The sequence below is a fragment of the Embleya sp. NPDC020630 genome, from assembly GCF_044334985.1.
In the GTDB taxonomy this organism is placed as follows: domain Bacteria; phylum Actinomycetota; class Actinomycetes; order Streptomycetales; family Streptomycetaceae; genus Embleya.
In genome coordinates this window covers 392,402-406,469 of the sequence record NZ_JBIRUB010000008.1, presented here as the reverse complement: position 1 = coordinate 406,469, position 14,068 = coordinate 392,402, and the positions used below count along the sequence as shown (strand labels likewise).

The 14,068-nt window shown below is 70.3% G+C and carries 14 protein-coding genes; 9 read left to right on the top strand and 5 right to left on the bottom strand.

Annotated elements, in window-relative coordinates:
- Positions 1-223 precede the first annotated feature (223 nt).
- The 6 genes from ACH4XV_RS27885 (at position 224) to ACH4XV_RS27860 (ending at position 4,807) form a co-directional block, all read left to right on the top strand.
- Positions 224-535, top strand: coding sequence for a hypothetical protein (locus tag ACH4XV_RS27885; protein ID WP_395794378.1), 312 nt, complete (start codon positions 224-226; stop codon positions 533-535).
- 4 nt (positions 536-539) lie between these two features.
- Complete coding sequence (locus ACH4XV_RS27880; RefSeq protein WP_395794376.1) at positions 540-1,361, top strand: hypothetical protein; 822 nt, start codon at positions 540-542, stop codon at positions 1,359-1,361.
- A 66-nt stretch (positions 1,362-1,427) separates the two neighbouring features.
- The gene (locus ACH4XV_RS27875) at positions 1,428-3,356 is read left to right on the top strand and encodes a fumarate reductase/succinate dehydrogenase flavoprotein subunit (RefSeq protein ID WP_395794374.1); all 1,929 of its coding nucleotides are present in this window, start codon (positions 1,428-1,430) and stop codon (positions 3,354-3,356) included.
- Positions 3,356-4,114 carry a succinate dehydrogenase/fumarate reductase iron-sulfur subunit gene (locus ACH4XV_RS27870; protein WP_395794372.1) on the top strand — a complete coding sequence of 253 codons (759 nt, stop codon included), beginning with the start codon at positions 3,356-3,358 and terminating at the stop codon, positions 4,112-4,114. The genes ACH4XV_RS27875 and ACH4XV_RS27870 overlap by 1 nt, the downstream gene beginning before the upstream one ends.
- A 178-nt stretch (positions 4,115-4,292) precedes the next feature.
- Entirely contained in the window at positions 4,293-4,550 is a 258-nt protein-coding gene (locus tag ACH4XV_RS27865; protein WP_395794370.1) for a type II toxin-antitoxin system Phd/YefM family antitoxin, read from the top strand.
- Positions 4,547-4,807 (top strand): Txe/YoeB family addiction module toxin, encoded by a 261-nt coding sequence (locus ACH4XV_RS27860; protein ID WP_395794368.1) that lies wholly within the window; start codon positions 4,547-4,549, stop codon positions 4,805-4,807. The genes ACH4XV_RS27865 and ACH4XV_RS27860 overlap by 4 nt, the downstream gene beginning before the upstream one ends.
- Before the next feature lie 39 nt (positions 4,808-4,846).
- Here the strand turns inward: ACH4XV_RS27860 and ACH4XV_RS27855 are convergent, their stop codons facing one another.
- Together ACH4XV_RS27855 and ACH4XV_RS27850 are read right to left on the bottom strand one after the other, a co-directional pair.
- Positions 4,847-7,300 carry a SpoIIE family protein phosphatase gene (locus ACH4XV_RS27855; protein ID WP_395794366.1) on the bottom strand — a complete coding sequence of 818 codons (2,454 nt, stop codon included), beginning with the start codon at positions 7,298-7,300 and terminating at the stop codon, positions 4,847-4,849.
- 92 nt (positions 7,301-7,392) lie between these two features.
- Positions 7,393-7,839 carry a (deoxy)nucleoside triphosphate pyrophosphohydrolase gene (locus ACH4XV_RS27850; protein WP_395794364.1) on the bottom strand — a complete coding sequence of 149 codons (447 nt, stop codon included), beginning with the start codon at positions 7,837-7,839 and terminating at the stop codon, positions 7,393-7,395.
- Between the two features lie 135 nt (positions 7,840-7,974).
- Between ACH4XV_RS27850 and ACH4XV_RS27845 the strand changes: the two genes are divergently transcribed.
- Positions 7,975-9,015: an alpha/beta hydrolase family esterase gene (locus ACH4XV_RS27845; RefSeq protein ID WP_395794363.1), complete on the top strand. Its 1,041-nt coding sequence runs from the start codon at positions 7,975-7,977 to the stop codon at positions 9,013-9,015.
- Positions 9,016-9,048: 33 nt separating this feature from the next.
- Here ACH4XV_RS27845 and ACH4XV_RS27840 read toward each other — a convergent pair whose 3' ends face one another.
- Positions 9,049-10,146, bottom strand: coding sequence for an acyltransferase (locus ACH4XV_RS27840; RefSeq protein ID WP_395794361.1), 1,098 nt, complete (start codon positions 10,144-10,146; stop codon positions 9,049-9,051).
- A gap of 138 nt (positions 10,147-10,284) precedes the next feature.
- Here ACH4XV_RS27840 and ACH4XV_RS27835 point away from each other — a divergent pair, with 138 nt between their 5' ends.
- Positions 10,285-11,238 carry a 4-hydroxy-3-methylbut-2-enyl diphosphate reductase gene (locus tag ACH4XV_RS27835; RefSeq protein WP_395794359.1) on the top strand — a complete coding sequence of 318 codons (954 nt, stop codon included), beginning with the start codon at positions 10,285-10,287 and terminating at the stop codon, positions 11,236-11,238.
- 111 nt (positions 11,239-11,349) lie between these two features.
- On the opposite strand, the gene ACH4XV_RS27830 is transcribed toward ACH4XV_RS27835, so the two are convergent.
- Positions 11,350-11,913 carry a DUF6542 domain-containing protein gene (locus ACH4XV_RS27830; RefSeq protein WP_395794357.1) on the bottom strand — a complete coding sequence of 188 codons (564 nt, stop codon included), beginning with the start codon at positions 11,911-11,913 and terminating at the stop codon, positions 11,350-11,352.
- Between the two features lie 351 nt (positions 11,914-12,264).
- A complete protein-coding gene (locus tag ACH4XV_RS27825; protein WP_395794355.1) occupies positions 12,265-12,807 on the bottom strand; it encodes a hypothetical protein in 543 nt (180 codons plus the stop codon).
- Positions 12,808-12,942: 135 nt separating this feature from the next.
- Here ACH4XV_RS27825 and ychF point away from each other — a divergent pair, with 135 nt between their 5' ends.
- Positions 12,943-14,016: a redox-regulated ATPase YchF gene (gene ychF / locus ACH4XV_RS27820; protein WP_395794353.1), complete on the top strand. Its 1,074-nt coding sequence runs from the start codon at positions 12,943-12,945 to the stop codon at positions 14,014-14,016.
- The last annotated feature ends 52 nt before the right edge of the window (positions 14,017-14,068 follow it).

Below are 14,068 nucleotides of genomic sequence, written 5' to 3'. Positions count from 1 at the left end.
CGATCTTGTTTCCCGAAGATCGAATTCCGGTGATCTTTCCATTCCCGATCACGTTTTCCCGATCTGTGACCGACGAGATCCGCGAAACACTTTCCATCGATTGATCGTTCGCGCCAGACTGCCGACGTTCCCACCTCGGGAATCCATGGCAAGTCCGCAACACCATCCCCATCCCCCGGCCCCCGACGACGTGGCGCCGGAAAAGCAGGAGGTGAGCGCGATCTTGACGACTCGGGCGCACGAGGACCTGGCCCTTGCCCGGCGCAGGCTCGACGAACTGGCACGCGCGGTGCGCACTCTGCGCCGCACTCTCGGCGATACGTACGGCGTCCGTCGGCTCTGCGACGACGTGGAGCGGGCTCGGAGCAGTCTCGGCTTCGTGGGCGAGACGATCGCCGAGGCCGAACCCGTGGTCGTGCCCGTCCCCACGCCGAGCGAAGTGATGTCCGATCTGCCGTACGACCCGGTCATCTTCGCGGACGCGGACGACGAAGGCGTGGGCGGCATGCGACCGCAGCGCCGGACAGGAAGGTGACGTCTTGGCTACAGGGACGACGGGGCCGGCCGGCAGCACCGGCACCAACGCGCCGGGCCGCGCACAAATCCCGGCGCGACATCTGCGCACGGACCGCTGGTGGCTCTCGCCCGCGGTGACCGTGACCATCCTGTCCGCGTTCATCGTCTACTCGACGTGGCGGGCGTTCGCGAACGACGACTACTTCGCCGAGCCGTACGTGTCGCCGTTCTACTCGCCCTGTCTGGCGTCCAAGTGCGACAGCATGCCGATGAGCGCCAACGCGCCGCTGTTCGGCGACTGGTGGGGACTGTCCCCGGCGCTGCTGATCCTGATCTTCCCGCTCGGCTTCCGACTGACCTGCTACTACTACCGCAAGGCGTACTACCGGGGGTTCTGGGCGTCGCCGTCGGCGTGCGCGGTTCCCGAGCCGCGCGGCTCGTACTCGGGCGAGACCCGGTTCCCGCTGATCCTGCAGAACATCCACCGCTATTTCTTCTGGTTCGCGGCGGTGGTGGCGGTGATCCTGACCTGGGACGTGCTGATCGCGTTCCGCGACGAGCACGGCGCCTGGGGGCACATGGGGCTCGGCACGCTGGTGTTGCTCGCGAACGTGCTGCTGATCTGGGCGTACACGCTGTCGTGCCACTCGTGTCGGCACATCGTCGGCGGCAAGCTCAAGCACTTCTCCAAGCACCCCGTGCGCTATCGCCTCTGGGGCTTCGTCAGCCGGCTGAACGGCCGGCACATGGAACTGGCCTGGGCCTCGCTGTTCGGCGTCGCGCTCGCCGACCTGTACGTGTACCTGGTCGCGAGCGGGGCCTTCCACGATCCCCGCTTCTTCTGAGCGATCCCCCCGCACGGTTCTTCGCCCCCGGCACCAACGTCCCAGCCCAGTACAGGAGTGGCACTCGTGTCCGAAGTGGAACGTCATTCGTACGACGTGGTCGTGATCGGCGCGGGCGGCGCCGGATTGCGGGCCGCCATCGAGGCCCGCACGCGCGGCCTGCGCACCGCCGTGGTCTGCAAGTCGCTGTTCGGCAAGGCCCACACGGTGATGGCCGAGGGCGGCATCGCCGCCTCGATGGGCAACGTGAACTCGCAGGACGGCTGGAAGGTGCACTTCCGCGACACCATGCGCGGCGGCAAGTTCCTCAACCACTGGCGGATGGCCGAGCTGCACGCCAAGGAAGCCCCGGACCGCGTCTGGGAGTTGGAGTCCTGGGGTGCGCTGTTCGACCGCACCGCCGACGGCCGGATCAGCCAGCGCAACTTCGGCGGCCACGAGTATCCGCGCCTCGCGCACGTCGGCGACCGCACCGGACTGGAGCTGATCCGCACCCTCCAGCAGCGCATCGTCGCGCTCCAGCAGGAGGACGAACGCGAGTTCGGCGACGCCGAGGCGCGGCTGAAGGTCTTCCAGGAGTGCACGATCACCCGGCTGCTGACCGTGCCCGACGCCGGCTCCGAGGCGGGCAACCGGATCGCCGGCGCGTTCGGTTATTGGCGCGAGTCGGGCCGGTTCACCGTCTTCGACGCGCCGGCGGTGGTGCTGGCCACGGGCGGGATCGGCAAGGGTTTCAAGGTCACCTCGAACTCGTGGGAGTACACGGGCGACGGGCAGGCGCTCGCGTTGCTGGCGGGCGCGCCGTTGATCAACATGGAGTTCGTCCAGTTCCACCCGACGGGGATGGTCTGGCCACCGTCGGTGAAGGGGATCCTGGTCACCGAGTCGGTGCGCGGCGACGGCGGGGTGTTGCTCAACTCCGAGGGCAAACGCTTCATGTTCGACTACGTCCCGGACGTGTTCAAGGAGAAGTACGCCAAGTCCGAGGCCGAGGGCGACCGCTGGTACACCGACCAGGAGAACAACAGGCGTCCGCCCGAGCTGCTGCCCCGGGACGAGGTGGCGCGGGCGATCAACTCCGAGGTCAAGGCCGGTCGGGGCTCGCCGCACGGCGGGGTGTTCCTGACCGTGGTCGGCCGGATGGCCGGCGGCACCGAGGAGATCCGGCGCAAACTGCCGTCGATGTACCACCAGTTCAAGGAACTGGCCGACGTGGACATCACCGCCGAGGCGATGGAGGTGGGTCCGACCTGCCACTACGTGATGGGCGGGATCGCGGTGGACCCGGACACCGCGGCCACCCCGGGCGTGCTCGGCCTGTACGCGGCCGGCGAGGTCGCCGGCGGCATGCACGGGAGCAATCGGCTCGGCGGCAACTCGCTGTCCGATCTGCTGGTGTTCGGCCGCCGGGCGGGCGAACACGCGGCGCGCTACGCCGAGGAGATCGGCGAGGCGCGGCGCGAGGCCCCGCAGGAGCAGCTGGACGCGGCCGAGGCCGAGGCACTGGCACCGTTCGCCGTGGAGAGCGCGGAGAACCCGTACACGGTCCACCAGGAGCTCCAGCAGACCATGAACGACCTGGTCGGCATCATCCGCCGGGAGGGCGAGATGACCGAGGCGCTGACCCGCCTGGACGAGCTCAAGGCGCGGGCGGCCAAGGCGGGCGTGGAGGGCCACCGGCAGTACAACCCGGGCTGGCACCTGGCCCTGGACCTGCGCAACATGCTCCTGGTGTGCGAGTGCGTGGCGCGCTCGGCCCTGGAGCGGCAGGAGAGCCGCGGCGGGCACACCCGCGACGATTTCCCGGCGATGTCCGCCGAGTGGCGTCGGGTGGTGCTGGCGTGCTCGATCGTCGACCCCGACGCGGAAACCCTGTCCGTGCGGCTGACCAGGAGCGAGGCCGTGCCGATGCGCGCCGACCTGCTGGAGCTGTTCGAGCGGGACGAGCTGACGAAGTACCTGACCGACGCGGAGCTTCCCGGGAAGGACGGCTGATGACCCACAAGGCGGACTTCCGCATCTGGCGCGGCGACACCGACGGCGGCGAGCTGCGCGACTTCAAGGTCGAGGTGAACGAGGGCGAGGTGGTCCTCGACATCATCCACCGGCTCCAGGCCACCCAGGCCCCGGACCTCGCGGTGCGGTGGAACTGCAAGGCGGGCAAGTGCGGTTCGTGCAGCGCGGAGATCAACGGCCGGCCGCGGTTGTTGTGTATGACCCGGATGAGCACGTTCGCGCCGGACGAGGTGGTCACGGTCACCCCGATGCGCACGTTCCCGGTGATCCGCGACCTGGTCACCGACGTGTCGTTCAACTATGCGAAGGCCCGGCAGGTGCCCTCGTTCACGCCGCCGGAGGGACTGAAGCCGGGCGAGTACCGGATGCACCAGGTCGACGTGGAGCGCTCGCAGGAGTTCCGCAAGTGCATCGAGTGTTTCCTGTGCCAGAACACCTGCCACGTCATCCGCGACTTCGAGGACAACAAGGCGGCGTTCTCCGGTCCGCGCTTCCTGATGCGCATCGCCGAGTTGGACATGCATCCCCTGGACGTGGCCGACCGGCAAAAGGCCGCGCAGGAGGAGCACGGGCTCGGCCTGTGCAACATCACCAAGTGCTGCACGGACGTGTGTCCGGAGCACATCCACATCACGGACAACGCGCTGATCCCGATGAAGGAACGGGTCGCCGACCGCAAGTACGACCCGCTGGTCTGGCTGGGCAACAAGATCCGCCGGCGGGGGGCCGGGGACTGAGGCGGGACGGGGGCGGCCGGTCGCCGGGGCCACCGCCCCCGGCCCGGTCGGCCCGCCGGCCTCGCCGACCGCCACTACGCGAGCCGACCGGGTCGGCAACGGCACTCGCACCCGGTGTCGTTGTCGCCACACGATCCACGACGTACAATTTCTTGTACCCAATGGAGGAGTCGAGCTCATGAAGACGATGACCTACTCGGAATCCCGCGCTCGCTACGCCGAGGTGCTGAACGCGGTGGTGGACGACCGCGAGGAGATCGTGATCACTCGCGCGGGACACGAACCGGTGGTCATAGTCTCGCTGGAGGACTACGAGTCCCTCAAGGAAACCGCTTACCTGCTGCGCAGCCCCGCGAACGCCCGCCGGCTCCTGGCCTCCATCGAGGAACTGGAAAACGGCGGCGGGACGGTACGGGAGCTGGTGGACCCGGAGTGAAGATCGTCTTCGCCTCCCGAGCCTGGGAGGAATACCTGTGGTGGCAGGTCCAGGACCGCAGGATCCTCAAGCGGATCAACACCCTCGTCGCCGACATCACGCACAACGGCAACGAGGGCATCGGCAAGCCGGAGCCACTCAAGCACGGCTTCCACGGCTACTGGTCACGCCGGATCAATGACGAGCACCGCCTGATTTACAAGGTCACCGACGACTCGGTGCTGATTGCCCAGTGCCGCTACCACTACGAGAACTGAGCGGGCGGCACGAGGCGCCCACCGCGTAGGGGTCGGAGGCTATTCCGGCAAAGGGAGTTCGAACCAGACCGTCTTGCCGTGGCCGGATTTGCGGCTGCCCCAGCGTTCGGCGAGCTGGTTGACCAGTTGCAGGCCCCGGCCGCCCTCGTCGGTGTCGTCGGCCTCGCGCATGCGCGGCAGGGTGGTGCCCGCGTCGGCGACCTCGCACAACAGAGCGCGACCACGCAGCAGGCGCAGCCGGATCGGGCCCGCGCCGTAGCGCAGGGCGTTGGTGACGAGTTCGCTGACCAGCAGCTCGGTGATGTCGACCAGGGCGTCCAGACCCCACTCGGTGAGCGTCTTGCGGCTCAGCTCGCGGGCCCGGGAGACCACGGCGGGTTCGGCCGGCAACCACCACGAGGCGACCGAGTCCTCGGCGAGGGCGTCCAGGCGGGCCACCAGGAGGGCCACGTCGTCGAATCCGGGCTCCTCGTGCACGTCCGCGACGATCCGGTCGGCGGTGCGCTCCAGGGTCCCCGGCGGCCCCGCCAGGGCGTCGCACAGCAGGCCGATGCCGACATCGAGCGAGCGGTCCCGGGTCTCCACCAGGCCGTCGGTGTACAGCACCAGCGTGCTGCCCGACTCGACCGCGAAGTCGCCCTGCTCGAAGCCCAGTCCGCCCACGCCGAGCACGGTGCCCGGAGGGTTGTCGACCACCCTGGGCCGACCCGTCGGCGGCACCAGGATCGGCGGCATGTGGCCCGCGCTGGCGAACTCGCAGGTACGCGCGACGGGGTCGTAGACCACGTAGACACACGTCGCGTAGTGCAGTTCCCCGAGCCCCACCACGATATCGTCCAGATGCCCCAGCACCTCGGCGGGCGGCAGTTCCAGTCCCGCGAGGGTGCGCACGGCGGTACGCAGCTGGCCCATCACCGCCGCCGCGTGCACCCCGTGGCCCATCACGTCGCCGACCACGAGCCCGATCCGGCCGCCGGACAGCGGGATCACGTCGTACCAGTCGCCGCCGACCTCGGTGACCGAGCTGCCCGGCAGGTAGCGGTGCGCGACCGCGATGCCCGGCAGGTCCGGGAGGTTCTGCGGGAGCAGGCTGCGCTGCAGCATCACCGCGGTCTCGCGCTGGTGGTGGTACAGCCGCGCGTTGTCCACCGACACCGCCGCGCGCGAGCCCAGTTCGGTGGCCAGGGTCAGGTCGTCGGGGTCGAAGGCGGGGCGGCCCTCACCGCGCCCGAGCAACAGCGTGCCCAGCACCACGCCCCGGGCGCTGAGCGGAACCACGATCATCGTATGCAGCCCGAGGGCCCGCGCCGCCTCGGCCCGGGTCGGGTCGTGGATCAGCTCGTCGTACATCTCGTCCTGCACGTTGCGCATCAGGTACGAGCCGCCCGTGCGCAGACAGCGGCCGAACGTGGAGTCGGCCGCGTAGACCAACGTGCTGCCCTGGCGCAGCAGTTCGTCGGTGTACCGCCCCGGGCGCGCGCCGCGTGAGGCGACGCGCTGCAGGCGGGCCTTCTCGGCGTGCGCGCCGGGCGGGATCTCCTCGCCCTGCACGATCGCCTCCAGCAGGTCCACCGCGGCCAGGTCGGCGAATCCGGGCACCACCGACGCGGTCAGCTCCTCCGCGATCCGGGGGATGTCGAGGGTGGCGCCGAGCCGGGTGCCGGCCTCGTTCAGCAGCGCGAGCCGCTTGCGCGCGGCGTCGACCTTGACCATCGCGTAGTGCCGCTCGGTCACGTCGATCAGGGAGCAGCTGATGCCCAGGATCCGGCCGCCGGGCGCCTCCAGGCGGTTGTACGACATCGACCACACCGTGCGCGGGCTGCCGTCGACGGGGATCGGGCCGAAGATGCGCGAGTCGACCACGGGCTCGCCGGTCTCCAGGACGCGCTGCTGGATGGTGCGCACCCGCTCGGTGTCCATCCCGGGGCGGACCTCTTCGAGGCGGCGTCCGATATGCGCCTCGACCGGCATGCGGTTGATCGCGGCGAGCGCGTCGTTGACCGCGACGTAGCGCAGGTCGGCGTCGAAGATGCCCACCCCGATCGGCGACTGGTCGAACAGCGCCTCGCGGATCGCGAGGTCGGCCTCGACCTTGTGCACCACCGCCGAGTCCATCGAGGTGATCAGCACGAACCGGTTGCCGTCCAGGTCCTCGGCGAAGGCCGCCCGCGACTCGACCGTGCACAGCGTGCCGTCGCCGCGACGCATCGTGTACAGCCCGGCGAACACGTCGACGCCGGCCACCGCGTCGGTCGTCGCCGCCTGCTGCTCGGGGGTGAACGGCGGATGCACCAGGTCGACCGCGCGGGCGCCGAGGATGTCCTCGCGCCGGTAGCCGAACAGTTGCTCGGCGGCGGCGCTCCACATCACGATCCGGCCCTCGGCGTCGAGCACCCACGTGGCCGACGGGACCAGATCGAACAGGGATCCGGGCGCCGACGAGCGCCGGGCCGGGTCCCCCGGATTCCGGTCGACTTCTCGGCGCTGCTCCATGGACGGCGGATTCCTTTGTCGCTGCTACTCCGGACCGTTTTCCCGATTGATCACCATCTCAAGCCCGGCCCCCGGGCACGGCCACGTCGACCTTATCCAGGCATTGGCAGCGATTCGTCACCTATGACCTGCCTTCCCGTAGCCGACTCGGCCATGACCGCCGCGACCAGGTCCACCGCCGGTCGATCCGCCGCGAGCCAGTCCAGGTCCGCCACCGCGGTCGGGGCGAGCCAGCGCACTTCCGAGTGGTCCTGGAGCGGGCGCGGCTCACCCGAGACCAGATCGGCGAGCCATACGTGCAACACGTACCCTTTCCCGAGCGGCCACGCACCGGGCAACCGGCGCACCGGGCGCACGGTCACGCCCAGCTCCTCGCGGCATTCGCGCACCAGCGCGGCGGTCTCGTCCTCGCCCGGCTCGACCTTGCCGCCGGGGAACTCCCAACCGCCCGCCAACGCGGCGGGCGCGCTGCGGCAGGCGGCCAGCAGGCGTCCCCGGTGGAGGATCGCGGCGCCGACGACGATGCGGGTCCCGGTCATGGCGGACAACTCTACGTGCCGAGCGGGCGCCGCAGCAGGCAACCTTTGTCGGTTCGCGAGCGTCTGTCTTCGGGGGACATGCTTCCCGAACGGACCGGATCCGGACCCGGGTCGCCGAACGAGGTGGGGTGGGCTGTGGCGGGATCCCGGTACCCGGGCCTGCGAGGGGTGGGTCGCGCGCTCGCGGTGTTCGCCGCGGTCGCCGCCGTACTCGCCGTGTTCGCGCTGTCCCGGCTGACCGCGCACGCGAGCGATCCCGCCGCGCGGGCCCGCTCCGCCGCGGTGGACGTCGGCTGCGACGGGCGCGACCGGCAGGGGTGGGTGAGCGTTCCCGTGTCCTTCTCCGGCGAGACCTTTCGGGTCCAGGCGTACCTGCCGCAGAGCTACGACGGCACCGAACCCCGGCCGCTGGTGCTCAACCTGCACGGCAGCAACAGCACCGGCGCGGCGCAGATGGCGATCACCGGGATGGGTGCGTCGGCCGAGCGCCACGGCTTCGTCGTCGCGATCCCCGAGGGCGGGTTGAAGTATCCGGGCAGCGGTCCCGGGCGGGCCTGGAACATCCCCGGCGTGCCGCTGTACGGCGGGCATCCGGCCGCGGCGGGCGGTCGGGACGAGGTCGGCTTCGTGGGCGCCGCGCTGGACGCGCTGGACCGCTCGTTGTGCCTGGACGATCGGCGGGTGTACGCGACCGGGTTCTCCGGCGGTGCGCGGATGACGTCGCTGCTGGGGTGCACGCTCAGTCGGCGGATAGCGGCGATCGCCCCCGTGGCCGGTCTGCGCGCCGACGGCACGGACGGGGCCCGGCCGGCGCCGTGTCGGCCGATCCGGCCCGTCCCCGTGCTGACCTTCCACGGGCTGGCCGACCAGGCGAACCCCTACGACGGCGGGCCCGCCTCGCGCTGGACGTACGCGGTGCCCGAGGCGGCGCGGCGCTGGGCCGGGATCGACGGATGCCCGGGCAAGCCGGTGCGCACGCGCGTGTCCCGGCACGTCGAGCGCACGACGTACGGCGACTGTGCGGGCGGCACGACGGTGGTCCTGTACACCCAGTCCGACGCGGGGCACACCTGGCCGGGCGCGGCCGGCGTCGAGGTGCGCGGCTTCGGGCGGATCAACCAGGAGATCTCGGCGAACGACCTGATGTGGGCCTTCTTCGCCAAGTACTCGTTGTGAGGCGGCCACACGCGGTGAGACGGCGCGAGGCGGTCAGGTGGGGGACTGCGGGCGCAGCCGGTCGAAGCCGCGCATGATCGCCCGATGCGCGGGGCGCTCCACCAGCACCGTGAGCAGCCAGCCGAGGCCGATCGCGACCACGCCGAGCGCCAGGAGTTGGCCCCACGCGCCGACCCCGTGGTCCTGGAGGCGGCGCATCACCACGTAGCCGATCGACTGGTGCACCAGGTAGACCGCGTAGGTGATGCCGGCGGTCCATTCGAGCACGCGGCCGGCCCATCCGGGCAGGAAGCGGTTCCAGTCAGGGCCGAGCGCCGCCAGGCAGATCGCGGCGATGCCGACCGCCAGTCCGACGCTCCAGGACACCTGCCGGGTCTGGCACAGATGCGCGAACGTACAGGTGCCGAGCAGGAGTACCGCGTGTGCGCCGCGCACCCGCCGCCGCGACCACAGGTGCACCACGATGCCCGCCACGAACAGGTGCACGCGGTACAGGCCGAAGCCGTCGTAGAGGGTGCGGAACGCCTCCGATTGCAGGTGCAGCCGGATCGGCAGCAGGAACATCTCGATCAGCAGCACCGTCCACAACGCCCGGGCCGTCGCGTCGCCGTGCACCCGGCGCCAACGCCACAGCGCGAAGATCGCGGTGAACCAGAGGAGCTGTAGCGGAATCGTCCAATAGGCCGCGTCCACATAGGTGTAGGTCTGCGGTTTCCAGTTCCACAACATGGCCAGATTGGCCAGCACGTCGCGCAGGTCCGGCGCGTACCACCCCGGCGGCGCGGCCAACCGCAGGAACAGCGAGGTGCCCAGGACGCCGACCAGGAAGGCGGGCACCATCCGCGCCATCCGGCCGACCCACCAGCGGACCACGTCCCCCCGGCGCAGCGAGTGCGCCGCGAAGTAGCCGGAGACCACCAGGAGCAGGCTCGCGCCGAGCTGGTACGGGAACACGATCGGGCGGGCGACCAGTTCGGGATGCCACTGGCGGGCCAGGTAGGTGCCGTGGAAGAGCAGGACCAGCGATACGAACGCCACCCGCAGCAGATCCCAGCTGACCCGGCGCCGTTTCGCGGGTGCCCGATCGGCCGAGGTGTCGTTTTCGGGCCGTTCCGCTGAGCTGAAGGGCATCCGACGTCTTCCCGTGGACGGCGTGGGCGGGCACGGGTACGGCAGATCTTCGACCGGCCCCGACCAAAGGACCCTATTACGCGCGCTTTGCCGCTCGGACGCCGATGGATCACCGATCAGCGCCCGTACGATGGACCCATGTCGTCAACCAGCCGCGTCCTGCTCGCCGCCCCCCGGGGCTACTGCGCGGGCGTCGACCGAGCCGTCGAGACCGTCGAGAAGGCCCTCGATCTGTACGGTGCGCCGGTGTACGTGCGCAAGCAGATCGTGCACAACAAATACGTCGTCGAGACGCTGGAGAAGCGTGGGGCGATCTTCGTGGAGGAGACGGCGGAGGTGCCCGAGGGCGCCACGGTCGTCTTCTCCGCGCACGGGGTGGCCCCCGTGGTGCACGAGGAGGCGGCGGCCCGCTCGCTGCGCACGATCGACGCCACGTGTCCGCTCGTGACCAAGGTGCACAAGGAGGCCGTGCGCTTCGCCGAGGAGGGCTACGACATCCTCCTGATCGGCCACGAGGGCCACGAGGAGGTGATCGGCACCTCCGGCGAGGCGCCCGACCACATCCACCTGGTGGACGGGCCCGAGGGCGTCGCCAACGTCGAGGTGCGCGACCCGTCGAAGGTGGCCTGGTTGTCCCAGACCACGCTGTCCGTGGACGAGACCGTGGCCACCGTCAAGGAGCTGCGCAAGCGGCTGCCGCTGCTGGTCGACCCGCCCAGCGACGACATCTGCTACGCGACGCAGAACCGCCAGGTCGCGGTGAAGCAGATCGCCGCCGAGTCGGACCTGGTGATCGTGGTCGGCTCGACCAACTCGTCCAACTCGGTGCGGCTGGTCGAGGTCGCGTTGGAGGCGGGTGCGCGCGCGTCGTATCTGGTCGACTACGCGGAGGAGCTGAAGGAGGAGTGGCTGGAGGGGGTCGGCACGGTCGGCGTCACCTCCGGGGCCTCCGTGCCCGAGGTGCTGGTCGACGGCGTGCTGGCCTGGCTCGCCGAGCGCGGCTTCGGCGATGTGCACATCCACCGGTCGGTCGAGGAGCGGTTGCAGTTCGCGTTGCCGCAGGAGTTGCGGCGGGATCTGCGCAACTCCTGAGCGGTGGCGCGTGGGCGCGAGGTGTGGGGCCTGTCCGGGTGCGCTCGGGCGGGCCCTTTTGGGTGGCGGGCTCGGCGGGCGCGCGCGGGCGGGGCGCTCGGGTGCCGGTGCTCAGGTGCGGGCGGTCAGGCGGCGTTTGGCCAGGACCACGGCGGCGGCCAGGGCGGTGCCGCCCCACAGCAGGCCGGCCTTGAAGGACAGCGCGGTGAGCAGGTCCAGGCCGACCCGGGTGAGGTAGCTCTCGTGCGTGTCGCCGCCGAGGAGGGTGCTGACCAGCACGACGGTCACGGCGAAGGCGATCGGCGGCGCGATGATGGCCGCGATCCAGTCCTGCGCGCGTACCTTCCAGGCCACGAACACGGAGCTGATCAGGAACGCGAGGCCGAACACGACGCCGAGGCCGTCGGTCGCCAGGTGGTCGACGAGGCCGCCGAGCAGGGTGCCGCCGAGGCCGAACACGGCCGCGCCCGCGGCGGTGAGGCCGCCGGTGTGGGCCGGTCGGTACGCGCCGGGGGCACCGGGCGGGCGCCGGGACGGGCCGGGACGCGGCTGTGGGCGGGCGGCCCGCTGCGGATGGGCGCGTCGGGGCCGGGCGGCGCGCTCCACCGGCCCGCGCTCGGCCGGCGGTGGGCCCGCGGTGGGTGGGGGCGGTCCGGTCGGCGGTCGACGACGCACCGGCTCACCTCGTCCCGGCGCCGGCACGGGAGACCGCTTCGGTGGGTTCCGGGGCGGGACGGGACGCACTCCCGCTCGGCTGCGCTGTTCCATCCCCACAAGGTATTGCCGCATCACGGTCAAAACCGTCCAAGAACACGAAAAACCTCACCCCGCCCGTGTCGAACCGTGCACCCGGTCGCCGTTTCGTCCTCGATTGTCCGTCCTCGATCGTCGTGAATCATCGTGGATCGTTGTGCCTGTGCCCCCGATCCGGGCGGGCTCACCAGGGAGGACGCTCGCGGGGCGGGAATCGGTGGCGGAATCGGTCGACCAATTCGGCGGACGGGCGAAAATCGGGCGAGTGGCCCGTCACCCCCGGGCGCCGCTCTCCACGAGGTCGACGGCGCGGACCACCTCGTCGGTGCTCAGCACCCGAACCGCGATGCCACGCGGCGCGGCGTACCGGCGCAGGTCCACCGCCAGATACGCCAACGTGTCCTTGTCCAGGAAGTTGATCGTGTGCTGCTTCCGGGAGCCGTCGCGCATCGTGCAGCGCACCACCGCATAGCTGTGGGTATCCGCGGTGCCGACCTTGAGCTTCGCCTCGACCGCGCCGATCTCCTCCCAGCGCAACCCGCGGGTGCGGAACAGGCCGTGGAAGACCAGGCCGTTGGGGCCGATCGACAGCTTCCGGTACTGATAGAGCGCGTAGCCCAGCAGTACGAACAGGGTCAGCCCACCCCACAGCGCGACGCTCCAGAGGGTCGACAGGCCCAGATCGGCCAGGTCGAGCAGGCCGAGCGCGATCGGAACGAACGCGGTGACCAGCAGGACCCGCATGGGTTTGGCCTCCCACAGGACGCCGTCCATGAGCTGCCTGCGGTTGAGGTTGATGTTCGAGGTGCGGCTCATCGATGTCCCCGTCGTCGAGTGTCCGGCGTACGAAACCAGGGATGCTACTGGCCGCGGGCCACCGCCTACACTTCCCGGAGGCGCTTGTATGTCCGCAGCGCGCCACATCGATCGCCGAGAAGCCAGGGAATCCAGTTGTCGCTCACCATCGGAATCGTCGGCCTGCCCAATGTCGGCAAGTCGACCCTCTTCAACGCCCTGACCAAGAACGACGTGCTCGCGGCGAACTATCCCTTCGCGACCATCGAGCCGAACGTGGGCGTGGTGGGCGTACCGGACCCGCGACTGGACAAGCTGGCGGAGATCTTCGGGTCGGCCCGCAAGATCCCGGCCACGGTCGACTTCGTGGACATCGCGGGCATCGTGCGCGGCGCGTCCGAGGGTGAGGGCCTGGGCAACAAGTTCCTCGCCAACATCCGCGAGTCGGACGCGATCTGCCAGGTCATCCGGGTCTTCACCGACCCCGACGTGGTGCACGTCGACGGCAAGATCTCGCCGGCCGACGACAAGGAGATCATCGAGACCGAACTGATCCTGGCCGACCTGCAGACCATCGAGAAGGTGCTCCCGCGCCTGCAGAAGGACTCGCGGCTGCAGAAGGACAAGATCGCCGTCGCCGCCGCCGTGCAGCAGGCCAAGGAGGTCCTGGAGGCCGGCACCACGGTCTTCGCCGCGGGCCTGGACCCCGAGCCGCTGCGCGAGCTGCACCTGCTGACCGCCAAGCCGTTCCTGTACGTCTTCAACGTGGACGAGGAAGAGCTGGTCAACGAGACGCTCAAGGCCGAGCTGCGCGAGCTGGTCGCACCGGCCGAGGCGATCTTCCTCGACGCCAAGATCGAGTCCGAGCTGATCGAGCTGGACGAGGCCGAGGCCCTGGAGCTGCTGCAGAGCCTGGGCCAGGAGGAATCCGGCCTGTCGATCCTGGCCCGCGTCGGTTTCGACACCCTGGGCCTGCAGACCTACCTGACGGCCGGCCCCAAGGAGGCCCGCGCCTGGACGGTCGCCAAGGGCGCCACCGCCCCCGAGGCCGCCGGCGTCATCCACACCGACTTCCAACGCGGCTTCATCAAGGCCGAGGTGATCGGCTTCGCCGACCTGGTCGAAGCCGGCGGCCGCACCGAAGCCCGCACCAAGGGCAAGGCCCGCATGGAGGGCAAGGACTACATCATGCAGGACGGCGACGTAGTCGAATTCCGCTTCAACGTCTGACCACACTTCGCCGCCGCGCGTCGATCGCTTCGCCAAGTTCGCAGGTCAGCGG